Genomic DNA, 23,094 nt, shown 5'->3' with positions numbered 1-23,094 from the left:
TGTCCTAGGCTATGAGAACGGCCACGGGCATTCCAGGGTGCCCCCGGCGTCACCAGCAGTTCGTTGGGCCGTAGGAAGGATTGAGCGTCGATCCGCAATTGCTGCCAGGGACGTGCCAGCCTGAGACACCCATGCCCGGACGCCTTTTCGCCCTCGGAGACATCCACGGCTACCCGGCCCCACTCGACGCCGTGGTCGAGGCCGCTCAGATTGGGCCGGACGATACCCTGGTGACCCTCGGCGATTATGTCGACCGCGGACCCAACAGCCGACGGGTCATCGACCGCCTGATCGCCCTCGAATCCCGCTGTCGGCTGGTCCCGCTGAGGGGAAACCACGACCTGATGTTCATCGAGGCGCTGAACGTCCTCGACGATGACCCGAAGCGGCTCGTCGAGTTCTGGAATGAGCCCTTGCTGCGGGTCTGGGCCCAGTGCGGGGGCCTGGAGACGATCGAGTCGTACGGGGCGCTTGAGGATGTGCCGCCGGAGCACCGGGCGTTTCTGAACCGGCTGGTCAACTGGCACGAAACCGATCAGCTCCTGTTCATGCACGCCAACTACGACCCGCGTCTGCCGATGGCCAGTCAGCCGACGGACCTGCTCTACTGGACCTCGTTGCACCACCATGTCCCCGATCGGCACCACTCGGGAAAGACGGCGATCGTCGGCCACTCCTCGCAGAAGGACGGCGAGGTGCTCGACCTGGGCCATGTGGTTTGCATCGACACCTACTGCTATGGCGGGGGATGGCTGACCTTGCTCGATCTGCACTCGGGCCAGCTCTGGCAGGCCGACCGCCGGGGCCAGCTTCGCTCCGTGCCGGCCACCTGAGCGGGGCGAGGCCAGTCGATCGACGACTGCTTAAATGTGCTCGCCGATGAGCACGGGCATGCGCCGGCTGCGGGTCATGATGTGGTAGTAATGGGTGGCCGGCTCGCAGATCATGTAGGCCACGGCGAACCCGCGCTCGTCGGGGACGAGGATGCCGCGGACCCCCTGGCGGATGCGGAACCAGACCCCTTGCTCCAGGCCGAGCGTGGCGGGGATGTCGATCAGCACCGGCTCGGCGTGCCGCCAGCCGCCGGATTCGACCGTCTCGCGCCAGGTCCAGCCGGTCCGGGGAAGGAAGCGGCTCTGGCCTCGGGAGTTGCCCCAGCGGACGATCTGCAAGCGGCCGTCGCGCCAGATGGGCAAGCGGGGATCGCGGTCGCGGAAGAGGAACTGGACCTCGCGCTCCCCCCCACGCTCGTGGGCTCGACGCTCCAGCCGATGCCGCCCGATCAACTCCGTGGGCAGTTCGCTCCATGCCAGGGCAATCCCGACGCACATCGCCAGTGACGAGGATCCTCGCGGAGTCCTTCCGGGCGGCCCGCATCCACCAGCGGTGCGGGGCCGATCCAATCGACCCCGTGATGATCGCATGAACAGGATGGCGTGTCCAGGGGGTGCCGCCGAAGGCTCAGCGGCCGGCCTCCTCGATCACCTCCTCCGAGACGTAGATCGGCGCATCGACGGTCACGGCCACGGCGATCGCGTCGCTCGGGCGGCTATCGACCTCGATCAGCTCCCCCTCGTGGCGGATGCGGAGCTGGGCGAAATACGTGTGATCGCGGAGATCGTTGATGTAAATGTCCTGGATCTCGCCGCCCAGTTGCTCGACCGCCTTGGCCAAGAGGTCGTGCGTCAGGGGGCGAGGGGGGACGATCCCCCGGACGCGGCGATCGATGCTGGTCGCCTCGAAGATGCCGATGACGATCGGAAAGGTCCGTTCGCCGCCGACCTCCTTGAGGTAGATGATCTGCTGCTCGCCGGTTTCGCTGATGATGATGCGCGACAGCGCCATCTGAACGGCCACGGCAAATGCCCCGTTTGGCCTGTGCGGGTGGGTTGGGCCAACGTCGGACCCTGACCGCCGCGTGTCCCAATCCGTTCCTGGTCGATGATACGGGCGCTCCCCCCGCCGGTCAACGAGGAGGCTCGCGTGCTTCTCGGCGATCATGACCCGCCCCCCAGCTCGGCCATCCGGGCGACGAGCGCCGCGTGCTGCGTTTCCAGCTCGGTCAGGCGCGTGCGCTGCTGCTCGACGACCTCGGCCGGGGCCCGCTCGACGAACGAGGCGTTGCGGAGCTTCGACCGGATGCCGCCGAGCTGCTTCTCCAGGTCGGCCTTCGCCTTGGAGAGCTTGGCCAGCTCGGCCTTCGGGTCGATCAGGCCGGCCAGCGGCAGGATGATCTCGGCGTCGGACAGGACGGTGACGGCACTCTCGCCCGGACGATCGGCCGAGGGGGCGACCGTGACCGATCCGGCCCCGACGAGCGATTGAATGTACGAAGCCCCCCGCGTCAATGCTTCGGCCGCGCGACCCTGGGCAATGAGAATCGGCTCGATCTTCGCGGCCTTGGGCACGTCACGCTCGGCGCGGAGGTTCCGCAGGGCGGCGATCTTCTCCTGCCACTGGGCGATGTCGTACTCGGCCTCGGGGTCGTCCCAGGAGTCGGGGTACGAGGGCCAGGAGGCGATGCAGACGCTCTCGCCCGCCTCGGCCGGCTCGGGCAGGCCGCGAGACTTCGCCACGCCGCCGAGGGCCTGCCAGACCGACTCGGTCACGAACGGCATGACCGGGTGGAGCAAGCGGCAGAGACCGTCGAGGACGGTCGCCAGCACGCGCTGGGCGGCCGGTTTGGTGGCCTCGTCGCGGAGGCGGTTCTTGATGAACTCGACGTACCAGTCGCAGAACTCGTTCCAGGTGAAGTCGCGGAGCCCCTTGGCCAGGTCGGCGAAGCGGAAGGCGTCGAGCTGGGCGGTGGCGTCGGCGGCGGCGCGGCGGAGGAGGCTGAGGATCCAGCGGTCCTCGACCGCCAGGTCTTCGGCACGAACCGGGCCGGGGGTGTAGCCTTCCAGGTTCATCAGGGCGAAGCGGGCGGCGTTCCAGAACTTGTTGGGGAAGGTGCGCCCCTCCTCGAACTTCTTCGAGGTGTTGACGAGCTGCTCCTTCGGCAGGTCCTTCGCCTCGTCGGCCGGGACGAACGCGATCGGCTGGCCGGGGCCTTTGCGGGTGGCGATGCGCCCCTGGTCGTCGGTGATGCGCTCGACGGGCATCCGCAGGTCCTGGGTCTCGGTCGCCGAGGAGGCGAGGGTGAACCGCAAGGCGTCGGCGCCGTAGGTCTCGATGATGTCGACCGGGTCGACGCCGTTGCCGAGCGACTTCGACATCCGCTTGCCGTCGCCGTCCTGGATCACGGAATGGATGTAAACATCCTTGAACGGCACGTCCCCCATGTTGAACTGGCCGAAGATGACCATGCGGGCGACCCAGAGGGTGATGATGTCCCGAGCGGTCGAGAGGACGCTGGTCGGGTAGTACTTCTGCAGCTCCGGTGTCGCCTCGGGCCAGCCGAGGGTCGAGTGCGGCCAGAGGGCCGAGCTGAACCAGGTGTCGAGGACGTCGGGGTCCTGCTCGATGGCGTGATCGGGGCCGAGGGCGTCGGGGGCCAGGTCGGCCTCGGAGCAGATGAGCCAGCCGGAGCCGGATTCGTCGGGGCTCCAGAAGACGTCGGGGCGGTCGCCGAAGGCGTGCTGCAGGTCGGCCTCGGAGCAGGTGCCGCAGTGCCAGATGGGGATGCGGTGGCCCCACCAGAGTTGCCGGCTGATGCACCAGTCGCGCTTCTCGCCGAGCCAGTCGAGGTAGCTCTTGGCGTAGCGTTCGGGGTGGATCTTGAGGCGGCCGGAGGTGACGGCGTCCATGGCTTGCTGGGCGAAGCCGGGGGAGCCGGATTCGTCGTCGGCCATGCGGACGAACCACTGATCGGAGAGGTACGGCTCGATCGGGGTCTTCGAGCGGTCGGAGTAGCCGACGCGGTTGGTGTAGGGCTCGGTCTTGGCGAGCAGGCCCTGCGCTTCGAGGTCGGCGACGACGCGCTTGCGGACCTCGCGGCGGTCGAGATTGGCGTAGGGGCCGGCGTTCTCGTTGTAGGTGCCGTCGGGGTTCAGGAGATTGATCTGCGGGAGGTGGTTACGCAGCCCGGTCTGGTAGTCGTTCGGGTCGTGGGCGGGGGTGACCTTGACGCAGCCGGTGCCGAACTTCGGATCGACCAGGATGGCGTCGGCGATGACGGGGATCGGCCGGCCGATCAAGGGGAGCGTGACCGTCTTGCCGATCAGGTGCTTGTAGCGCTCGTCCTCGGGATGGACGGCGACGGCGGTGTCGCCGAGCATCGTCTCGGGGCGGGTGGTGGAGACCTGGAGGGACTCGGAGTCGGAGCCGGTGACGGGGTATCGGATGGTCCAGAGGTGCCCGTCGGTCTCCTTGTACTCGATCTCGTCGTCGGCGACGGCGGTGCGGAGCTGGGTGTCCCAGTTGACCAGGCGCTTGCCGCGGAAGATCTTGCCCTCCTTGAACAGGCGGAAGAAGGTCGTGCGGACGGCCCGGGCGCAGATGTCATCGAGGGTGAACCGGGTGCGCGACCAGTCGCAGGAGCATCCCATCAGGCGGAGCTGGCCGAGGATGCGGGCCTCGTACTCGTGCTTCCAGGCCCAGATGCGGGAGACGAGGGCCTCGCGGCCGATGTCGTGGCGGGTCTTGTGCTCCTCGGTGAAGAGACGCTTCTCGACGACGGCCTGAGTGGCGATGCCGGCGTGGTCGGTGCCGGGCATCCAGAGGGTGTCGAAGCCTTGCATCCGACGCCATCGGATGAGGATGTCCTGGAGCGTGTTGTTCAGGGCGTGGCCGAGGTGCAAGGCGCCGGTGACGTTCGGCGGGGGGATGACGATGGTGTACGGAGGCGCATCGCGGCCGGGGTCGGCCTGGAAATAGTTCCGCTCGACCCAGAAGGGATACCAGCGGGCCTGGGCGTCCTGGGGGTCGTACTGCTTCGGGAGTTGCTCGGCGATACTCATGGACGGTCGAGGGGGTTTCCAGGCGAAGGGAGCGAGCGGCCGCGCCGTTGGCGACCGGCGGTTAATCAGAAGCTTGGAGACGGTTCAATACACTGCGGTGCGCCATCCGGTGCGCGTGCAGTGCGCTGCGGACACAGCCGGGCGAGATGGCGGAAGGTGTTTGTAGGGAACGGGTTTGCTGATGCGGTTTGGGTAGCGGATGGGATCGTTTCGTCACACGCTCGGGCGATGATTCCAGACCCGGAGCGAGGCGAATGGGTTCGTTTCGTCAGGCAGGCGGTTGAGCGGGCGGATCGGGGCACATTGTGCGGTTGATGCGCCTCAGGTGCGCGGGCCGGTGCGCCTGCGGTGCGCTGGAAATTGCGGGAGGGTTGAGACGGAAGCGATTGTCCATTCTGGGTTTGCGCGAAGTTGTCTCGATCCGTTTCGTGAACAGAGAACGCGGCAAGGGGCGATCGTCTCGAACGGTCCGGCACGCGTCGGGGTGGCTGTCGGGTGGCACTGGTGGCGTGCCACCAGTGTTCCTGAGCCCCGACGCCGCGTCTGGCGCTCGTTTCTGGGCGACGGAACCAAAGGTTGCGGTTCCGATCGACTCGGCCGATGGGCCTCTGGGGCGTGCCGGGTTTGGAACCGTCTGCCTGGCTGAGACACTGGTGGCACGCCACCAGTGCCACCCGGCCGGGGTCACCCGAGGTCGAGAGGGTTGATCGAGGCGCGGTGCGCGGTTGGTGCGCCTGCGGTGCGCGACCCGGTGCGCCAACAATCGGGAGGGGGGAAAAACGGAAGTTCTTGAGAATGTTGGGGTTATGCGAGGATCGTCCGGTTCGATTCGTCAGGAGTGCGCGCAGCAGTTGCGATCGTCTCTCCCAGAAGCCTGGCCCGGCGGGGAAGAGGTGCGCGACGCTCGGCTCGCCTCGACGCGAAGCGGGAGAGAGGGGGCTCAAAGAAGGGCCAGGGATCCATGAGTCCATGATTGCGTTCAGCTGGGAGCGGGTCATGGTGGACATCGACAGGGGTTGGCTGCGCGGTCCAAGGGAGGTTGGGTGGTGGTTCCAGGTTGGAGTCGGGGATCCCAATCGTTGGTGTTTTGATTAGAGGGCCGGGCGAGTGGATCGAGGCTCGGGGATGCTCGGTGCATCGAAGCACAACCATAGTATCGAAGGAAGGGGTCAGTCGAGTCACAATTTTCGGCCGAAACGGGCGCGGGGAGATCGAAGATCGAGGGGGTGAGCGCCCGCGGCGAGGGCGGACGGGGGTTTTCCGCTTGTCGGGGCGGGTGGGTCGGGCTACGCTCAACACGAGTTGAACATCGTGTTGAGACGGCGTCGGGGCCGATCGGACGATGGATCGGGAGGATGGGCGGGGTTGTCCGGGGAGGAATCGCCATGCCATTCGGGCATCAGCACCCGTACGGGGTCGTTCGCCGAGAGTTCTTGCAGGTGGGGTTCTCGGGATTCGTGGGGCTGGGGCTCTCCGGGTTGCTGGCGGCGCGGGCGAGGGGGAATGACGACGGATCGCCGTCGACTTCGCCCTCACGGAAGGCGAGAGGCGTGATCCTCATCTTCCAAACCGGCGGGGCGAGCCATCACGAGACGTTCGACCCGAAGCCGGAGGCCCCGGCGGAGATTCGGGGGGAGTACGGGACGATCCCCACGAGCGTACCGGGCATCCACTTCGCCGAGCACATGCCGAGGCTGGCCGAACGGGCGGACAAGCTGGCCGTGGTTCGGACGATGTCGCATAAGCATAACAACCACCTGAACGCGACCCACTGGGTGATGACCGGCCAGGAGCAGCCGGGGGCGTTTTTCGACAAGGTGGCCTCGCGGGGAGATTACCCGTGTTACGCCTCGGCCATGTCGTATCTGAGGCCGAACGCCGACGGCCTGCCGGGCGGGGTGATGCTGCCGACCTATTTGATGGAAGGCCCCTTGACCTGGCCGGGGCAGCACGCGGGGTTCCTCGGCCCGAAGTACGACCCTTGGCAGTTGACCCAGGACCCGAACCGAGACGATTTCAAGGTCGAGAACCTGGCCCTGCCGGAGGGGTTCAGCGTCGAGCGCTTAGGAGGACGGCGGGCGCTGGCCGAGGCGTTGGCGAGGGAGACGGAAATCTGGCAGGCGAAGGCCGAGGCGGAATCGTTCTCGAAGCAGCGGGAGCAGGCGTATACGATGCTCCAGCGCGGTCAGGTGGGCCGGGCGTTCGATCTGACCGAGGAGCCGGATCACCTGCGAGACCGTTACGGGAGGCATATGTTTGGTCAGTCGCTCTTGCTGGCCCGGCGGTTGATCGAGGCGGAGATCCCGATCGTGCAGGTGAATCTGGGCCGGGTGCAGACGTGGGACTCGCACGCGGATATTTTCCGACGCTTGCGCGAGGACCTGCTGCCGCCGACCGATCAGGGGGTGTCTGCCTTGCTCGATGATTTGCAGGCGAGAGGCTTGCTGGATGAGACCCTGGTGGTGCTGGCCGGCGAGTTCGGCAGGACGCCGAAGCTGTCGATGCTGCCGGGTCAGACGATGGTGGGGCGCGACCACTGGCCGCAGGTGTTTTCGGCCGCCTTTGCGGGAGCAGGGGTGAAGGGGGGCCAGGTGATCGGCCGGTCGGACAAGTCGGGAGCCTATCCGGCCACGATGGCGTTCACCCCGGCTGACCTGGCGGCGACGATCTATCGGGCACTCGGCATCTCAGGAGAAACCGAGGTGATTGATATGCTGGGACGGCCGATTCAACTGGTGACGGGTTCGCCGATCGAACCGCTGTATACGGGGTCGGCGGTGTAATCAAGGAATGTAGACAAGAGGAATTCTCGGGGTGGCTGGGGGCCGCACAGCCACCCCGAGAATCATGTCTCCAGGCTTCTGGAGTGAGGCTCAGGAGGGGTCGTTCTCGGGACTCATCAGGCCGTACTTCTTGAGCTTGCTGACGAGGGTGCTGCGGGGGAGGCCGAGGAGGCGGGCGGCCTCGGACTTGTTGCCGCGGGCCTCGGCGAGGGCGTCACGGAGCTGGTGTTGCTCGAAGGCGTCGAGCTCGGGGTCGTCGAGTTCCGGAGGAGGAGGAGCGGTCCAGGAGGACGGGGAAGGGAGGCGCCGGGGTCGGCCTCGGCGGCCGGTGGAAACGGTGGCGGGGCGTCGGCGGAGGGAGGAGGCGGCGGCGAGCGGGCCGAACAGGTCGTCGGGCAGGTCGTCTCGGGTGATGGCGGGGCCTTCGGAAAGGACGACGGCGCGTTCGATGACGTTTTCCAGCTCGCGGACGTTTCCGGGCCAATTGTAGGCGGTGAGGGCCTCGATGGCGTCGTCGTCGAGGTGGGTGATCGGCTTGCCCGATCGGCCGGCAAACTGGCGGAGGAAGGAGACGGCCAGCTCGAAGACGTCGGCGCGGCGGTCGCGGAGGGGAGGGACGACGATGCTGATGACATTCAAGCGATAGTACAGATCTTCACGAAAGCGTCCGGAGCGGATGAGCGCGGGCAGGTCGCGGTGGGTAGCGGCGACGATCCGGACATCGACGGTGATCGGTTGCGAGCTGCCGACGCGCTCGAAGGTCTTCGTCTGGAGGACGCGGAGGAGCTTCGTCTGGACGTCGAGCGAGATGTCGCCGATCTCGTCGAGCAGCAGGGTGCCGCCGTCGGCCTGCTGGAAGCGGCCGACGCGGTCGCGGTCGGCCCCGGTGAAGGCGCCTCGGACATGGCCGAACAGCTCGGATTCGAGCAGGCCGGGGGCCAGGGCGGCGCAGTGGACCTTGACGAAGGGCTTCGAGGCGCGAGGGCTGCCGGCGTGGATCGCCTCGGCGAGCAGCTCCTTGCCGGTGCCGCTCTCGCCGAGGATGAGGACGGCCGAGGGGCTGGCGGCGGCCTTGCGGACGGTGTCGAGGACGCGCTTCATGGGGCCGCTGGTGCCTCGGATGCGGCCGAGGGCGGGGGTGTCGAAGGTAGGGGAATCGGTGGCGTTGGGATCGGATGGAGAGGGGAGGCTCCGGCCGTCGTGGGGGGAGGAATCGTGCTCCTCACCGTGCTGGCCGATGAGTTGATCCTGGAGAACGAGAATGCGGCGCTGCTGTTCGGCGATCTTCTCGACCTTGTCGCGCAACTCGTGGTTGAGTTCTTCGAGGGTCCGGTGGATCGAGGCCGAATGCAGGGCCAGGACGGCGACCGAGGAGAGTGCGGCGAGGAAGACCATCTCCTCGTCATCATAAGGGAGTCCGTTGCGTTTCGGCCCGAGGACCAGGACACCGGCCAGCTCGCCGTCGGAGGTGAGGGCGGCGGCGACCTCGCCGCCGAGAGAGATGAGGGCGTCGGCCGTCGGGTCGTGCGAGCCACGGGCCATCGAGCCGGGAAGGCGGACGGTGGGACGGGAGCGGAGGCGTCGGAGGATCGGGCTGTCGTCGGGCAAGGTGGTTTGATCGGGCTCGGGCCCGAGGCTGGCGACGACGGAGAGGGGCCGATCGGGAGAGGTTCGGAGGTAGATGGTTCCCCAGTCGAGGCCGAGGACCTCGGCCGCGGCTTCGAGCAAACGACGGCCCAGGGTGCCGCGATCGACGAGGCGATCGACGGCCTGGCTCATCTTGCGCATCGCTTGATCAAATTTGTACTTTTCGCGGAAGAAGCGGCGGTCGATGGCCTGCTCGAAGCGACGGCGAACGCCTCCGGAGAGGACGAGAATGATCAGGGCCGTGACCATCACCACGGTGGCCTCGCGGGAGGTCTGCTCGTCCTGGAGCGAGTAGCCGACCGCAAGCGCCCCGACGACCAGCACGAGCGAATAGAGCAGACCCAGGCCGACGCTGACGAGTAGGTACCGGACGCTGCGGTTGAAAATCTCCTCGGCCTGCATGAGCTTGTATCGGGTGATGCTCACCGCGTAGGCCGAGGTATAAAGGAGTGAGACGGTATACATGGGCCAGGCGGCGCTATCGAGCCCGAGAACCGAGGTGTCTTCGGCGGCGAGCAGGAGAAGGTAGCCGATGAAGACGGTCGAGAGGAGGGAGGCGAGCAAGATCCAGCGGACCTGATTGCGCTCGATTGGGTTGCGGGCGCGGCGATAGCTGTAAAGCAGGCAGGCAATGCAGAGGGCGAAGATCAACACCGAAAAGCCGACATGGCCCAGCGCCACCCACTTGATGAGCCGCTGCGCCGCCAGGCGAGGGCCGAGGGTGGCAGGGGTGGGCTCGCCGGTCAACGAAATCCAGAACATGGCCGCCCAGAGGATCGCCAGGTTCACGGTGAAGACCCCGTAGAGCCCGAGCATCACCCAGCGCCGGTGCAGGAGCAAGAGCGGGTTGGGCCTGGGGAATACCAGGAAGAAGTGCAGGCTGGCAATCGGCACGACCATCGCCAGGGGGACGAACGGGAAGATCAAAAGGCGATCGCTGACGATCTCGGACCAGTGGTACCCCCCCATGAAGGCCCCCACTGTGAAAACGCAGAGCCAGAAGAAGACCCGCGCCGATCGGTCGTTGGGGCGTCGCCACAGAACGATCGCGCCCAGGGCGAAGATGACCATCTCTTGCGCGAACCAGACGAGCGACCAGACATACATACCGAAGGGCCGCAGCCGAACCTCGGCCAATGCCTGGATCGGGCCGCGATCGGAGCGATCCCCTTCCCAATCGAGGGGAAGCCACTCGACCAGCAAGGTTGACCCCGGCGCTGTCTGGCCGATCTGGCGTTGAGCGCGGATGACGGCGGTGTAGTCGTTGTCGGCAAGCTCGATGCTCCAGGCCCCATCGGCCGAGGCGATCCGGGTCAGGCGGTCGCCGACCTTGGGAGCCTGGCGGACCTCAGGCCCCTGGACCGGGTCGAACCAGGTATAGCGCGGGCTGATCGGCTCCTTCTGCGACGTGCCGAAGACGCAGCGGATGCCGATGTCTCCCGAGGTCGCGACCACCCAGAGGACCGAGAGGGAATAGATGACCACGGCCACCGTGGCGAGAATGACCGCCAGCCGATGGGAGTGCGCGGGCCACCACGATCGAAGGGGCGGCCAGTCCCATCGTCGCAGTCCAGAAGCAGCGGTGAAGAACGCAGGCACCAGGGAAGACTCGTCGGTGTGAATCAATGAGGAGCGTTGAGTTCACGATAGCGATTCGGCGCCGAAATGCAACGAACAATCGATCGCCACCTTGATTCACGAAAACGGATTCTCGGGAATTGTCACGGCGGTCGCGTTTGGGTGTCTGGGGATTTTGACGAGTTTTGGGTGTTTTGTGAGTTTTGGATATTTGGGTTAAATGGGGTTTTTTGTGTCGCAAATAGATTAATCAATTAAGTTTGCGTTGTGTCGCCATTGGGTCGTCAGTGAATTGTGTGTGGTGAATGGCTGGCGATCAAGTTCGGCGCCGAAAGTCGCTAGCGAAATGTCGATGGGGTGTTCGGGCGAAGTGACGGAAATGAGTGTGTCGGTGGCGTGATCTGATGTTCGGGCATGGCAGGTGCAACAGAACGGAGATCAAGCCTCTGGCGGATGGGTCGTCAGGTTTTGAGAAACCGATCCTTCAATCCTGGGAATGTGAATCACGATGCGACGATCGGCGAAGTACAGCGCGATCCCGAGCTGGGAGACGGAGTGGAGCCCGATCACGCGATGGCAGGTCGAGGGTCAGGGGGGGGCTCACGAGGCAATCCGATTGGGTCAGGGAGAACCGATCGTCTTGCTTCCGGGGCTGGCGGGTGGCTGGAAGATGGTGATGCCGCTGGCTCGTCGGTTGGCGAGGCGGCATGAAGTCCACCTGATCGGGCTCTCGGGAGACGGGGCGTTGTTGCCCCGATGCGCGGGGGTCGGGGTGGTGGACGAGGCGAAGTCCTTGCTCTCGGCGATTGATCGGCTCGGGCTGGAGCGGCCGGCCCTGATGGGGGTTTCTTACGGCGGGGCCGTGGCCCTGGAGATGGCGATCGAGGCGCCGGGGCGGTTCCATCGGCTGGCCCTGTTCGGGGCCGAGGCACAGTTCGGGAGGAAGTGGGCGGCGACGATCGCCCGCAGGGCGCTCGAACGGTTCCCGATGCCGAGCGACAGCCCGTTCATCAACCAGTTTTTCAACTTGCTGCACGGCGGGAAGCCCGAGTCGGGGCCGCTGGCCGACTTCGTCGTCCGGCGCTGCTGGGAGACGGACCAGGGGGTGATGGCCGACCGGCTCCGGGCGCTCGAACTGTTCGACGCGAGCGACCGGCTCTGGCGGGTCGAGACGCCGACGTTGATCCTGGCCGGGACTCGGGACGTGATTGTGACGAGCGAGCGGCAGAAGGCGCTGGCGCGGTCGATCGCGCCGTCGCGGTTCGTCACGATTGAAGGGGCGGGACACCTGGGCTTCCTGACGCACCGGAAAGAGGTGTCGGCCCGGATTGCCCGTCACCTGGGTGTGGCGCGGCGGACGGTGTCTTGAATGGAAGGGCAGCGACGACGATGACCGATCCGCTGTCCCCTCGGTTCGAACGGGCCTTGCGGTGGGCGACCATCTGGCATGATGGTCAGCACCGCAAGGCCAGCCCGACGCCTTATGTGCAGCACCCGATCGCGGTGGCCTGGATTCTCGATCGCCTCGGGTATGACGAGGACGTGGTGATCGCCGCCCTGCTCCACGACGTGGTGGAGGATACGGAAGCGACGCTCGACGACATCCGGGAGCGGTTCGGCGATCGGGTTGCGGACCTGGTGGCCCATTGCTCGGAGCGGAAGACCGACGACGAGGGGCGGCAGCGTCCCTGGATCGACCGCAAACGGGACCACCTGGAGGCCCTGATGGCGGCTCCTGAGGCGTCGAAGGCGATCGTCCTGGCCGATTGCTTGCACAACATGCGGAGCATGGTCGACGACCTGGCACAGGAGGGTGAGCCGTTCTGGAATCGCTTCAATGCGAGGCGTGATCAAATTTTCACGCGATTTCGGATGGTTCTGGAGCGGCTGGGTGAGGGGGAGGACGATCGGCTTCGGGAGCTGGCCCGGTTGGGCCGGTTGACGCTTGCCGAGCTGGGAGGCCCGTCACTCGTTGAGGAGCCGTCGGGACCTGGGCAAGGCTCGGGGCCGGATCAGTTGGCCTGAGGACGTGCCCGCAACCCAGGGACGAGCGTCTCGGGAGCCGTCGTGCGGAAGGGGGGCGGACGGCTCGGCGTGACCGCCTCGCCACCATCGAACATGAGGCGTGGGATGGCTTTTGGGATTCCAGGGAAAAGGATGGCGCGGGTGGAGTTGATTCGGGGTTGCCGCGCGGCTATAGTTACCCTGTCGACCCAAGGCGGACACACGCAGGGTCGGCCTCTACGGGCCGCGTGAACGTGGCGCGGCGAGACTGGAGCTCTGAACCGTCCGAGGCTGGACTCCGGCGGCGATCAGGGGGAACCGGTTTTGAAAGGAGGTGATCCTGTGTGTAGCAGCGACAACCAGAGGCGGCTTGCCTAACGGCAGCCGACGGGTGCCCGTCGGGCAGCCGCACCCTGAGACTTGCCGTTCAACGCGGCGAGTGAGGCCGGATCCGGGTCGCCGGGTCCGGCCTCTTGCATTTCGGGAATCAGGTCTGGTAAGTTCAATTGCTCAATCCCGAGTGCTTTCGGGCGGTGAGCGTTGCGGTTGACGCGACGCGGTCTACCCCCCTACTCTTGTCTTCCTGATTGGTTGGAGCCGGAGACTCTTGGATCAGCCTGTTGCGACGTTTGGCCGCGCCTCCTATTCCTTTACCTTCGGGTATTGGTGGTGGGCCCGCTCGTTTACCGAGTGGACGGCCGCAGGTCGCCGGGCAATGCTGGGATTGTGACTCGACATGAAAGGTCGAGCCAGACGAATCACCCCAAGCCCCGAGACCTTCGCAGGTCTCGGGGCTTTTTTTTTTGATTTCGTTGTTCTCGTTCTCAACGTCGTTCCGTTTCGGACCCGTTTGATTCGATTCGATTGGTTTTCGAGCCAGGGAGTGAAGGTGCCGAAGGGTCGTGAGCGGTCGGTCCCAGCGTGGGGTCGGCAGACCGATCGGAGACCTTGATCCCACCAAACAGAGGGCGGATTGCCGTGATTGTCGTGATGAAGCCGGACGCGACCGAAGCACAGATTTCCCACGTGCGCGATCATATTTCCTCGCTCGGCTTGCAACCGCAGGTCATTGTGGGAGAACACCAAACAGTGATTGCCGCCATTGGTCAGGAGCGACCGGGGTTGGTCGAGGCCCTGGAGCCGGCCGAGGGAGTGGTCAAGGTCTTGCCGATCATGGCGCCCTACAAGCGGGCGTCGTCGGAACTGAAAACCGAGCGGACGGTGGTCCGGGCCGGATCGCTGGAGGTGGGCGGGAAGCGGATCGGGGTGATCGCCGGCCCGTGCTCGGTCGAGAGTGAGGAACAGATTGTCAGCATCACCCGGAAACTGAAGGAGCTGGGGGCGACCGGCCTTCGGGGCGGGGCGTACAAGCCGAGGACCAGCCCGTACAGCTTCCAGGGGCACAAGGTGGATGGCCTGAAGATGCTGGCCACGGCTCGGGCCGAAACCGGCCTGGCCATTGTGACTGAGGTGATGGCGCCGGAACACGTGCCGGTCGTGGCCGAGTACGCCGACGTGCTCCAGATCGGGGCGCGCAATATGCAGAACTATCAGTTGTTGCAGGCTGTGGGAGACTCAGGGAAGCCGGCCTTCCTGAAGCGCGGCATGAGCGCGACAATGGAGGAGTTTCTGCTGGCGGCCGAGTATATTCTCGATCGTGGGAATGAGAATGTGATGCTCTGCGAGCGCGGGATTCGAGCGTTTGAGGATCACACGCGCTTCACCTTGCCGCTGGCGTCGGTCCCGTATTTGCAAATGAAGACGCACTTGCCGGTCGTGGTCGATCCGTCGCACGGCACGGGCAAGGCGGCGCTGGTGCCCGCGATGGCTCGGGCCGCAATTGCCGCCGGAGCCGATGGCTTGATGGTCGAGGTGCACGACGACCCCGAACACGCCATGAGCGACGGCGCCCAGACGATCACCCCCGAGGCCTTCGCCAAGATGATGGCCGAGTGCCGACGGGTGGCCGAGGCGGTCGATCGCATTCTTTGAGTCGAGGGCTGAAATGCCCTCCGTGGTTTTTTTGTCAAGGCTCGGAACCCGATCTCGGCCTGATCGCTTCACCCGTTGGTTCGGTGTGTTGTCACCAAGCGAGGGGAGGCGGCTTGGGCCGGGGGGTTGCCGAGGCGGAGGGCTCGCAACGATGAACGACGTTCCGGTGGTCGATTGGTTTTACCAGGGCTGGGATGGTCCAGTTCGGATTGGGGTCGTGGGCACGTTGGCGTATCTGGCCTTGATCGTGCTGATGAGGATCACCGGCACGCGAACGTTGTCAAAGATGAACGCCTTTGACTTCGTGGTGACGGTAGCGATTGGTTCGACCCTGGCGACGGTCTTGCTTTCGAGGGACGCGGCGCTGGTCGATGGAGTGGTGGCGCTGGCCTTGCTCATTCTGTTGCAATGGCTGATTACCTGGATGGCGACCCGATCGGAACGGGTGACGCGCCTGATCAAGGCCGAGCCGAGGTTACTGGTTCGAGACGGTCAGATGTTACATCAGGCGATGCACAGCGCTCGCGTGATCGAGTCTGACATTCTGCAGGCGGTTCGTCAGCAGGGGAAAGGATCGCTCGACGAGGTGTCGGCCCTGGTGCTGGAAACCGACGGCTCGTTTTCGGTAATTCCGAGCCCCATCGACGGCGAGCCCTCGGCCCTGGCGAACGTGGATCGAGACGTGGTGGCGAGACGGTCGTGAGTCGTTCGAGTCCGATGAACGAGGGGCGATCGCGCGGCCCCGGCGCGAGACTCGACCAAGGGGGCGCGTCAGGGCAAGCGCTCGGCGAGTTTGAATCATGCCAGCTCATTGACTGGCTGATGATTCGGAGCGATCATTGAGCGAGAGGACGGTCAGTCCTTTGGAGCCAGATTGAGGCTTGTGTGGAGCCTTGAGCCGTTCTCCTGTGCGGATGCAGAGGAGAAGTCAGATGAAAATCCTTGTGCCGATTGATGGTTCGGCCTGCCGCCATGCGGTGATCGACGCAGTGTGTCAGCACCCGTGGCCGGCCGGAAGCGAAATCAAGGTGATGACGGTCATCCATGTGCGAGGCATGGAAGCCTTCGACCCGATGATGATGGTTCCGTCGTTTCACTTCGACATGCTCGCCGAGGCCCGGAAACACGCGCCGAAGCTGGTCGAGGAAGCGGCCGAAACAATCATGGGGCGAACAGGGGATGTGAAGGTCACCTATGAGGTTCTGGAAGGCGTTCCCAGAGACGAAATCATCAATCAGGCCGAACATTGGGAAGCTGACCTGATTGTGTTGGGATCGCACGGTCATGGACCCGTGGGCCGATTCTTCCTTGGATCGGTCTCGCACGCGGTCACCCAGCAGGCACCGTGTTCGGTGCAGGTCGTTCGGCCGCGTGCCGAGGCGGACGCTTGAGCAATGAGCCTTGGTCGGGGAGGGAGATTCCTCGGGATGTGGGGATCTCCCTTCCGGATGCGCTGGCGCGTGGGTGGCGGTCGATCGCCCACGAATTAGGTGGCCGATCGGCCAGGAAACGGGCGAGAAACGGCAGGAATTAGAGGTAGTCTTCGCGAATGGGGTGGAAGACGTCGAGGGCGACGGCGGGGCCGTCGAGGGCGACGACGCGGTGAGGAACACCGCCGGGAATGCGCCAGAGGTCGCCGGGTTCGAGGATCCGGGTGATGCCGCTGACGGTGAATTCGAGGCGGCCGGAGACGAGGTAGCCCATCTGCTCGTGCGGGTGGGAGTGTTCGGGGACGACGCCGCCGGGTTGGAACTCGACGACCGAGAGCATGATTCCCTGGCCAGCGGTGACGCGGAGATCGACACCGGGGAACAGGGGATGGTGCTTGCCGGAGCCGGCGGAGATGAAGTAGGCGTCGGCCGTCGGTTCGGAGGGGGTGTCGGACATCGAATCAACGTCCTCGGGGGTATCGGGCCATGACCCACTGGCCCCAGGCGGCGAGGAACTGGTTGCGATCGACCCCGAACAGTTGTTGCACCCCGGCGTCGAGCTGCTGCTTGCCGCCGAGCATCCCTCGGACAAAGGGGCCGAAGGCGCGAGGATTGGCGGTCGAGAGCCATTCCAGAAGACTGAACCCGAGGGCCCGGGTGTCGTCGGGGGGGAGTTGATCGCCGAGGGCCTCGGCCGATTTGGTGGTCCAGCCGAGCTGCGAGGCCCGGACGGTGGCCGTGCGGAGACGAGCGACGTAGGGGCTTCGCGGTTCGAGCTTCGAGGCCAGGAAGGCTCCGTAGCCGAGCGCGAGCCATTGCGGGGCGTTGGCATCGCTTCGGGCGACGGCACCGGCGGCGAGTTGCTCGACGAGGAGGAAATCGAGGCTGCGATCGACGGCGGCATCGCTCGCCTCGCCGCCGCCGAAGGGGTCAAGGGCGACGAGATACGGGGTTTCGTCGCGCAGGTCGGCGCGGCCTTGTTCGCTATCGAGCGGTTCCTGGCGGGCGACGGTGCGGACGAACTCGGCGTAGTGGTTGCGATCGGTGAAGACGTAAACGCTGACCTGCAACGGGCCGAAGGGGGCGGTCTGTCCAGGCCGGGTCAGCATGGGCTGGATGGTTTCGGCCGCCTTGTCGAGGGTCTTGACCGTGGCGTTGCTTCGGGATTCGGGCAGGCCGCCAAAAAGGAGGAATCGCTTGCCGGCGGTCGGCTCGGGAAGTTCGCCGGCCCCGGCCTGGGCCCAGCGGAGCGTCGCGGTTTCGGTGAGGCGCTGCCGACGTTCTTCGGGAGAGAGGCGAGCAAGGGCGGCGGCGCGGAGCTGGTCGGGAGAGACGGCGACCTCGGTCAGCGGAGCGCCGGGATTGGCTCCGGCGTCGAGCAGGGCGCCGGCGGCGATCCAGGCCTCGATTCGGGCGATCGTCTCGGGAGCGAGGTTCGTGTTGCCGGGGGGCATTTTGGGGGTACTCTCCCCCTTGACGCGGAGGAGCAGTTCGCTGGCGTCGGGATTACGGGCCTCGATGACGGCGCCGGACTCGGCCCCGGTCATCAAGGCGCGGAAGGTGCTGAGGTCGAAGCCGCCTCGGCGATCCTCGGCATTGTGGCACCGGATGCAGTTGGCCACGAGAACCGGGGCGACGTCGGTCGAGAATTTCGGAGCGTCGTCGGGGGCCTGTACAGCGGCAGGGGCGGGAGCGGGTTCGGGCGAGAACAGCGAGACGTTGCGAATGATCTGGTTGGGCTTGCAGGTCCGACAGGAGCGGAAGCCGGCAGCCTCGGCCGCGCCGAGAGTGGGGAACGAGAGGCGGTTCGACGGCGTCAGGCGACGGGCCGAGGAGCAATCGGGCTCGTGGTAGACCTTTGAGTTTTTGGAACCGACGACCAGACCGCCGCCGGTCTGCGCCCGAAGGCCAGAACTCGGGCCGGTGATAAGCAAGAACACGAGGGCGGCGGCGATCGAGGGGATCGAGATCGCCAACGTCGGGAGTCGTCGCCGCATTTGCGCACGCTCCGGGAGAGCCGACGGGTCGGGGATGATTGCATTCGATTTTGGCCCATCGGCCGGAGCAACGCAAGGCCGAGCCGACACGGCTCGGGGTTTGTGATTGGCGGGTCCTCCGCGGCGGTTGCTGGACAAAGGGGGGCGGCTGGCGTAAGAGTTGGGCAACACACCGTTCGATTTCCTGGCCGGGCGATTGAGTACGCTGATCGGCTCCCGAACCGAGGCAGACCGCGATGGACGCCGATGGACCGCTGACCCCGTTGCGATTCACTCCGATCTTGAAGCGCCTGATCTGGGGGGGGCGTCGCCTGGGGTCGAAGCTGCACAAGGACCTCGGCCCGGAGGATGATTACGCGGAATCGTGGGAGTTGTCGGACCATCGGCACGGCCAGAGCGTCGTGGCCGAGGGGCCGCTGGCCGGATCGACCCTGCACGAGCTGGTCATCGCGCGCGGGCCGGATCTGCTGGGGGAGGCCGTTGGGCCTCGGGAGCAGTTCCCGCTGCTGGTGAAATTTCTCGACGCGCATCAGGTGCTGTCGGTGCAGGTTCATCCGGACGATGCGCAAGGCCGACGCCTGGCCGACGACAACGGCAAGACCGAGGCGTGGGTGGTGATCGACGCCGAGCCGGGCAGCCTCATTTACGCGGGCCTGAAGTCAGGGGTCGATCGGGCCGGGTTTGCCGAGGCCCTGGAACACGGTCGGATTGCCGAGGTGCTGCACGCCTTCGAGCCGAAGGCGGGAGACTGCATTTTCATTCCGGCCGGCACGGTGCATGCGATCGGCGCGGGGGTCTTGCTGGCGGAGGTGCAGCAGATGTCCGACGCGACCTTCCGCGTGGATGACTGGGGCCGAGTCGGGCCGGACGGCTCTCCTCGGACGTTGCACCAGGCCGAGGCGCTGGAGGTGACCGACTACGAGCGAGGCCCGGTTGATCCGGTCCGATCGCGGCTTGATCTGATCGACGGTGGGACGCACGAGCCGATGATTCGATGTCCGTACTTTGCGATCGATCGGTATGTTTTGACTGGGCCGTCTCGCATCGGCGATCCCCAGAAGGGACGGTTCACGGCCCTGATCGGTCTGGGGGGGAAGGTGAACGTCTCGCACGAGGGGCAAGGGTATCCGATCGAGCTGGGGCAGACGTTGCTCTTGCCGGCGTCGGTCGGAGCCTGCCCAATCGAACCGAGCGGCGAGGGTGAGGCGATCGTGTTAACCTGCACCGTCCCTTGAGCGTGCTCCTGACTGGCTGCAACGCTGAGTCGGCGGGATGGGATTGGTTGGGAGTGGAGAGACGCGATCGTGTCAGCCTTGCCTGGGGAGCCCGGATCGATCCCCCCTGCCCTGGTGAATCGGCCGTCGTCCTGGCGGTTTTTGCTCGGAGCGATCGGCGCCGCCGGATCGTTCCGGGCGCTGGTTCTGGCGATTGTCGGCCTGCAACTGACCGTCGTCGGCTGGGGGGCGATCGACGGGATGAGCCGCAACGAGCTGGGGACGATCCGACGCGCGATGCTCGGCCCTCGGCCGGAGATCGAACGGTTCGAAGGGCGGGATGCAGTGCAGGTGGCGCTGGCACGATCGGCGAGGACGATCCTCGACCCGATCCGGGTGGTTTCGGGGCCGGTCGGCAGCCTGCTGGCGATTGATCCGGGGCGGACCGGGCCGGGGCGATCGATCGGCGCGGCCCTCTGGGGACTGGTGGTCTGGGGGGTGATCGGCGGGGCGATCGGACGGCTGGCGGTGGGACGTCTGAACCCGGTGGGTGAGCCGGTCGGGGTCTGGTCGGCCGTCCGGTTCATGGGGCGTCGGCTCCGGAGCGTGCTGGCGGCGCCGCTGGGGGTGATGGTCGTGGTCGGCCTGCTGGCGATTCCGGCGGTGCTGATCGGCCTGATGATTGCTTTGGGAGGCGCGGGAGCCGAGGCGATCGGGAGCCGGTTGCTGGTCGTTCCCCTGCTGCTGGCGATTCCATCGGCCTTGCTGGTGATCTTGCTGCTCGTCGGCTGGCCTCTCATGGTGCTCACGGTGGCGGTGGAGGGGGAAGACGGTTTCGAGGCGGTGAGCCGAACCGTGAGCTACCTGAGGCAACGGGCGGGCGTGTTCGTCGGCTCGATTGTGCTGAGCGGCGCGGCGGGGGCCGTTGGGTTGGTTCTGGTGTCGCAATTGGCCCGCCTGGTGGTGCATCTGGCGGGATGGGGCCTGGCGATCGGTGGGCCGAGCGACCGGATCGCGCCGGGCTTTGCGTGGTCGGGGAGCGGTCTGGGATCGTGGCCGGCGGGGTGGAACGGGTGGCGAGCGGGGATCGGTCTGGTGCTGCACGGCTGGGCGTTTAGTTTCGTCTGGTCGGCGATGGCCCGGATTTACGTCGTTTTGCGTCAGGACGTGGACGGCACCCCCTGGCCCGACCTGTACCGACCCGAAGCCGAAGATGCCGAGCCGTTCGCTCCCGAGCCAACGAATCCTGCACCGTCGGCGTGAGATCGACCGATCTTGTTCGCCGTGGCGATCGAGCCTATAATCCGTTCAGAAGTTTCTGAAATGCCGCGTCGGATGGTCGTTCCGGGAGAGGTCTGGCTCGGAGTGGTCGGTTGATGAGCCGCGTCGATTCCAGTGCTGGTTCGCTTCGCGTGGGAGCCGTGAGGTACCTGAACGCGAAGCCGTTATATTTCGGGCTCGAACGCCTTGCGCCCGGGATCCGGCTGGAGATGGACTTGCCGAGCCTGCTGGCCGATCGCCTGGCGGGCGGGTCGCTGGACGTGGCCTTGATTCCGTCGGTCGAGTACCTGCGGGGTGCGACGTTCGGCTACCGGATCATTCCGGGGCTGGCGATTGCCTCGGGGGGGCCGGTGCGGAGCGTCAAGCTGTACAGTCGGGTGCCGTTTTCCCGGATTGATCGGCTGGCCTTGGATGAAGGGTCGCGAACGAGCCAGGCGCTGGCCCGCGTCTGGCTGGATGAGGCGCACGGTGTCCGGCCGTCGATCATCGAGAATCTGCCGATGGGCGTGCCGGTGCAGGAAAGCACGGCCGACGCGGTGCTTTTGATCGGCGATCGCGCCATGCGAGACCCCGACGAGCGGTTTCATGCGGTGGTGGATCTGGCCTCGGCCTGGCGATCGTTGACCGGCCTGCCGTTCGTGTTTGCCTTGTGGGTTGCCCGATCGGGGGTCGACCTGGGAGACTTGCCCGAGGTGTTGCTGCGCTCCCGAGCCGAGGGGCTGGCGCACGTCGATCAGATTGCCGAGCAGATTGGTCCCGGGCTCGGCCTGACGCGAGCCGAGTGCATTGAGTACCTGACCCGGAATATTTCGTACGATCTGGGGGAACCGGAGGTTGCCGCCCTCCGCCTGTTCGCCCGGAAAGCCGCTGCGCTGGGGCTCGCCCCGGAGGATGTGGATCTTGCCTTCGCCAACACCCAACGTCTCCCGGATTTTGCAGCGCGCCGTTGACGGCGAGCGTCTCTCGTTCGAAGACGGGGTCACCCTGTTGAAAGAGGGGGACCTGCTGTCGCTCGGCCGCGCTGCCGACGCCGTGTGCAAACGGCTCCATCCCGAGCCGTACCGCACGTACAACATCGACCGGAATATCAACTATTCGAACGTCTGCGCGGCGATCTGCCACTTCTGCGCCTTCTACCGGAAGGTCGGCGATACCGACGCCTATGTGCTTGATCGCGAGGTCCTGCTCGACAAGATCCGGGAAACCGTGGAGCTGGGCGGCGATCAGATCTTGATGCAAGGGGGGCTGCATCCGGAGCTGCCGTTCGACTGGTACATCGACCTCTTGCACGACATCAAGGCGGCCTATCCGCAGGTCAACGTGCACGGCTTCAGCCCGCCGGAAATTCACTTCCTGGCGAAGAAGTTCAAGATGCCCGTGATTGAGGTCCTGCGCCGGTTCAAGGAGGCTGGTTTGGGGAGCCTTCCGGGAGGCGGCGGCGAAATTCTGGTCGATCGCGTTCGGAAGATCCTGACCAAGGGGAAGGTGCTGAGCGACGACTGGCTGGCGGTCCATCGCGCCTGGCACGAACTGGGTGGGATCTCGACAGCGACGATGATGTTCGGCCACGTCGAGACGCTGGAAGAGCGGATTGAGCACCTGGAGCGCTGCCGACAGCTTCAGGATGAGACCGGCGGGTTGACGGCCTTCATCTCCTGGACCTTCCAGCCGGACAACACCGAGATGGCCGACGTGCCCGCGCAGGGGGCGTTTGAATACCTCCGCGTGCAGGCCGTGACCCGCTTGTATCTCGACTCGATCCCCAACATTCAGTCGTCCTGGGTGACGCAAGGCCCGGCGATCGGCGGCCTGGCGCTGTACTTCGGCGCGAATGACATGGGCAGCCTGATGATCGAGGAGAATGTCGTCTCGCAGGCCGGCACGGTCTTCCAGCTTTCGGTCGACGAGATCAAGCGGGCGATTCGGGAAGCCGGGTACATTCCTCGCCAGCGGAACGTCTATTACGAATACATCGACGCCGACCCGAAGACGGAGCTGGCCGGATCGCCGTTGACGGTGGTGTGACGCGGTTTCCGTCCGACTGGATCGCCCCTGCCGGAAATCGGGGACTTCCTCCTCTCGTCGTAGACCTTCCACTTACAAATGGTGGGTGTTTCCTGGGTGGCCCCGGTTGCTCGCCAACCGGGGTCGCGTAGCGACGAGCGGTCTCGGTGCGGCCTCCCGTCGCCTCTTGCGGCTGCGCCGCCCCGGTTGGCGAGCAACCGGGGCCACCCAGGCCAAAGGGGCGACGCATCATTTGAGGGTGGAAG

Annotated in this window: 17 protein-coding genes; 11 read left to right on the top strand and 6 right to left on the bottom strand. The window is 65.9% G+C overall.

Features of this window, described 5'->3' with window-relative positions:
- Positions 1-131 precede the first annotated feature (131 nt).
- Positions 132-833: a metallophosphoesterase family protein gene (locus GA615_RS11525; RefSeq protein ID WP_152051446.1), complete on the top strand. Its 702-nt coding sequence runs from the start codon at positions 132-134 to the stop codon at positions 831-833.
- Between the two features lie 30 nt (positions 834-863).
- Here the strand turns inward: GA615_RS11525 and GA615_RS11520 are convergent, their stop codons facing one another.
- The 3 genes from GA615_RS11520 to GA615_RS11510 form a co-directional block, all read right to left on the bottom strand.
- Positions 864-1,331, bottom strand: coding sequence for a hypothetical protein (locus GA615_RS11520; RefSeq protein ID WP_152051445.1), 468 nt, complete (start codon positions 1,329-1,331; stop codon positions 864-866).
- Between the two features lie 130 nt (positions 1,332-1,461).
- Positions 1,462-1,845: a bifunctional nuclease family protein gene (locus GA615_RS11515; RefSeq protein ID WP_152051573.1), complete on the bottom strand. Its 384-nt coding sequence runs from the start codon at positions 1,843-1,845 to the stop codon at positions 1,462-1,464.
- A 152-nt stretch (positions 1,846-1,997) separates the two neighbouring features.
- A complete protein-coding gene (locus GA615_RS11510) occupies positions 1,998-4,898 on the bottom strand; it encodes a valine--tRNA ligase (RefSeq protein WP_152051444.1) in 2,901 nt (966 codons plus the stop codon).
- Positions 4,899-6,283: 1,385 nt separating this feature from the next.
- Here GA615_RS11510 and GA615_RS11505 point away from each other — a divergent pair.
- Positions 6,284-7,681, top strand: a complete 1,398-nt coding sequence (locus tag GA615_RS11505; protein ID WP_152051443.1) for a DUF1501 domain-containing protein — start codon at positions 6,284-6,286, stop codon at positions 7,679-7,681.
- A 90-nt stretch (positions 7,682-7,771) separates the two neighbouring features.
- On the opposite strand, the gene GA615_RS11500 is transcribed toward GA615_RS11505, so the two are convergent.
- The gene (locus GA615_RS11500; RefSeq protein WP_235905356.1) at positions 7,772-10,927 is read right to left on the bottom strand and encodes a sigma 54-interacting transcriptional regulator; all 3,156 of its coding nucleotides are present in this window, start codon (positions 10,925-10,927) and stop codon (positions 7,772-7,774) included.
- Between the two features lie 487 nt (positions 10,928-11,414).
- Between GA615_RS11500 and GA615_RS11495 the strand changes: the two genes are divergently transcribed.
- From GA615_RS11495 to GA615_RS11475, 5 genes are all read left to right on the top strand, one after another.
- A complete protein-coding gene (locus GA615_RS11495) occupies positions 11,415-12,275 on the top strand; it encodes an alpha/beta fold hydrolase (protein WP_152051442.1) in 861 nt (286 codons plus the stop codon).
- A gap of 20 nt (positions 12,276-12,295) precedes the next feature.
- On the top strand, positions 12,296-12,931 hold the full coding sequence (locus tag GA615_RS11490) for an HD domain-containing protein (protein WP_152051441.1): 636 nt from the start codon (positions 12,296-12,298) through the stop codon (positions 12,929-12,931).
- Between the two features lie 957 nt (positions 12,932-13,888).
- Positions 13,889-14,902, top strand: a complete 1,014-nt coding sequence (gene aroF / locus GA615_RS11485) for a 3-deoxy-7-phosphoheptulonate synthase (protein ID WP_152051440.1) — start codon at positions 13,889-13,891, stop codon at positions 14,900-14,902.
- A gap of 151 nt (positions 14,903-15,053) precedes the next feature.
- On the top strand, positions 15,054-15,605 hold the full coding sequence (locus tag GA615_RS11480; protein WP_152051439.1) for a DUF421 domain-containing protein: 552 nt from the start codon (positions 15,054-15,056) through the stop codon (positions 15,603-15,605).
- A 229-nt stretch (positions 15,606-15,834) separates the two neighbouring features.
- Positions 15,835-16,293, top strand: coding sequence for a universal stress protein (locus tag GA615_RS11475; RefSeq protein ID WP_161602290.1), 459 nt, complete (start codon positions 15,835-15,837; stop codon positions 16,291-16,293).
- Between the two features lie 139 nt (positions 16,294-16,432).
- On the opposite strand, the gene GA615_RS11470 is transcribed toward GA615_RS11475, so the two are convergent.
- Together GA615_RS11470 and GA615_RS11465 are read right to left on the bottom strand one after the other, a co-directional pair.
- Positions 16,433-16,789, bottom strand: coding sequence for a cupin domain-containing protein (locus GA615_RS11470; RefSeq protein ID WP_152051437.1), 357 nt, complete (start codon positions 16,787-16,789; stop codon positions 16,433-16,435).
- Positions 16,790-16,793: 4 nt separating this feature from the next.
- Positions 16,794-18,329, bottom strand: coding sequence for a c-type cytochrome domain-containing protein (locus tag GA615_RS11465; protein ID WP_152051436.1), 1,536 nt, complete (start codon positions 18,327-18,329; stop codon positions 16,794-16,796).
- A 236-nt stretch (positions 18,330-18,565) separates the two neighbouring features.
- Between GA615_RS11465 and GA615_RS11460 the strand changes: the two genes are divergently transcribed.
- The 4 genes from GA615_RS11460 to mqnC all read left to right on the top strand — a co-directional run bounded on the left by GA615_RS11460 (position 18,566) and on the right by mqnC (position 22,849).
- Entirely contained in the window at positions 18,566-19,564 is a 999-nt protein-coding gene (locus tag GA615_RS11460) for a type I phosphomannose isomerase catalytic subunit (protein ID WP_152051435.1), read from the top strand.
- A 69-nt stretch (positions 19,565-19,633) separates the two neighbouring features.
- A complete protein-coding gene (locus tag GA615_RS11455) occupies positions 19,634-20,806 on the top strand; it encodes a hypothetical protein (protein WP_152051434.1) in 1,173 nt (390 codons plus the stop codon).
- A gap of 113 nt (positions 20,807-20,919) precedes the next feature.
- Positions 20,920-21,774 carry a menaquinone biosynthetic enzyme MqnA/MqnD family protein gene (locus GA615_RS11450; RefSeq protein WP_152051433.1) on the top strand — a complete coding sequence of 285 codons (855 nt, stop codon included), beginning with the start codon at positions 20,920-20,922 and terminating at the stop codon, positions 21,772-21,774.
- Complete coding sequence (gene mqnC, locus GA615_RS11445; protein WP_152051432.1) at positions 21,716-22,849, top strand: cyclic dehypoxanthinyl futalosine synthase; 1,134 nt, start codon at positions 21,716-21,718, stop codon at positions 22,847-22,849. Before GA615_RS11450 ends, mqnC begins: the two co-directional genes overlap by 59 nt.
- Positions 22,850-23,094 lie beyond the last annotated feature (245 nt).

Origin of the sequence: Tautonia marina (assembly GCF_009177065.1) — a bacterium.
Taxonomy (GTDB): domain Bacteria; phylum Planctomycetota; class Planctomycetia; order Isosphaerales; family Isosphaeraceae; genus Tautonia; species Tautonia marina.
The sequence above is the reverse complement of the archived record's forward strand: the minus strand, read 5'-3'. Positions and strand labels throughout refer to the sequence as shown.

Excerpts from the sequence above, each read along its gene's own strand:
- GA615_RS11525 (WP_152051446.1), top strand. The coding sequence starts at position 132 with ATGCCCGGACGCCTTTTCGCCCTCGGAGACATCCACGGCTACCCGGCC.
- GA615_RS11520 (WP_152051445.1), bottom strand. The coding sequence starts at position 1,331 with ATGTGCGTCGGGATTGCCCTGGCATGGAGCGAACTGCCCACGGAGTTG.
- GA615_RS11470 (WP_152051437.1), bottom strand. The coding sequence starts at position 16,789 with ATGTCCGACACCCCCTCCGAACCGACGGCCGACGCCTACTTCATCTCC.
- GA615_RS11460 (WP_152051435.1), top strand. The coding sequence starts at position 18,566 with ATGGACGCCGATGGACCGCTGACCCCGTTGCGATTCACTCCGATCTTG.
- GA615_RS11515 (WP_152051573.1), bottom strand. The coding sequence starts at position 1,845 with ATGGCGCTGTCGCGCATCATCATCAGCGAAACCGGCGAGCAGCAGATC.
- mqnC (WP_152051432.1), top strand. The coding sequence starts at position 21,716 with ATGTGGATCTTGCCTTCGCCAACACCCAACGTCTCCCGGATTTTGCAG.
- GA615_RS11495 (WP_152051442.1), top strand. The coding sequence starts at position 11,415 with ATGCGACGATCGGCGAAGTACAGCGCGATCCCGAGCTGGGAGACGGAG.
- GA615_RS11465 (WP_152051436.1), bottom strand. The coding sequence starts at position 18,329 with ATGCGGCGACGACTCCCGACGTTGGCGATCTCGATCCCCTCGATCGCC.
- GA615_RS11490 (WP_152051441.1), top strand. The coding sequence starts at position 12,296 with ATGACCGATCCGCTGTCCCCTCGGTTCGAACGGGCCTTGCGGTGGGCG.
- GA615_RS11475 (WP_161602290.1), top strand. The coding sequence starts at position 15,835 with ATGAAAATCCTTGTGCCGATTGATGGTTCGGCCTGCCGCCATGCGGTG.
- GA615_RS11450 (WP_152051433.1), top strand. The coding sequence starts at position 20,920 with ATGAGCCGCGTCGATTCCAGTGCTGGTTCGCTTCGCGTGGGAGCCGTG.
- GA615_RS11510 (WP_152051444.1), bottom strand. The coding sequence starts at position 4,898 with ATGAGTATCGCCGAGCAACTCCCGAAGCAGTACGACCCCCAGGACGCC.
- GA615_RS11480 (WP_152051439.1), top strand. The coding sequence starts at position 15,054 with ATGAACGACGTTCCGGTGGTCGATTGGTTTTACCAGGGCTGGGATGGT.
- GA615_RS11505 (WP_152051443.1), top strand. The coding sequence starts at position 6,284 with ATGCCATTCGGGCATCAGCACCCGTACGGGGTCGTTCGCCGAGAGTTC.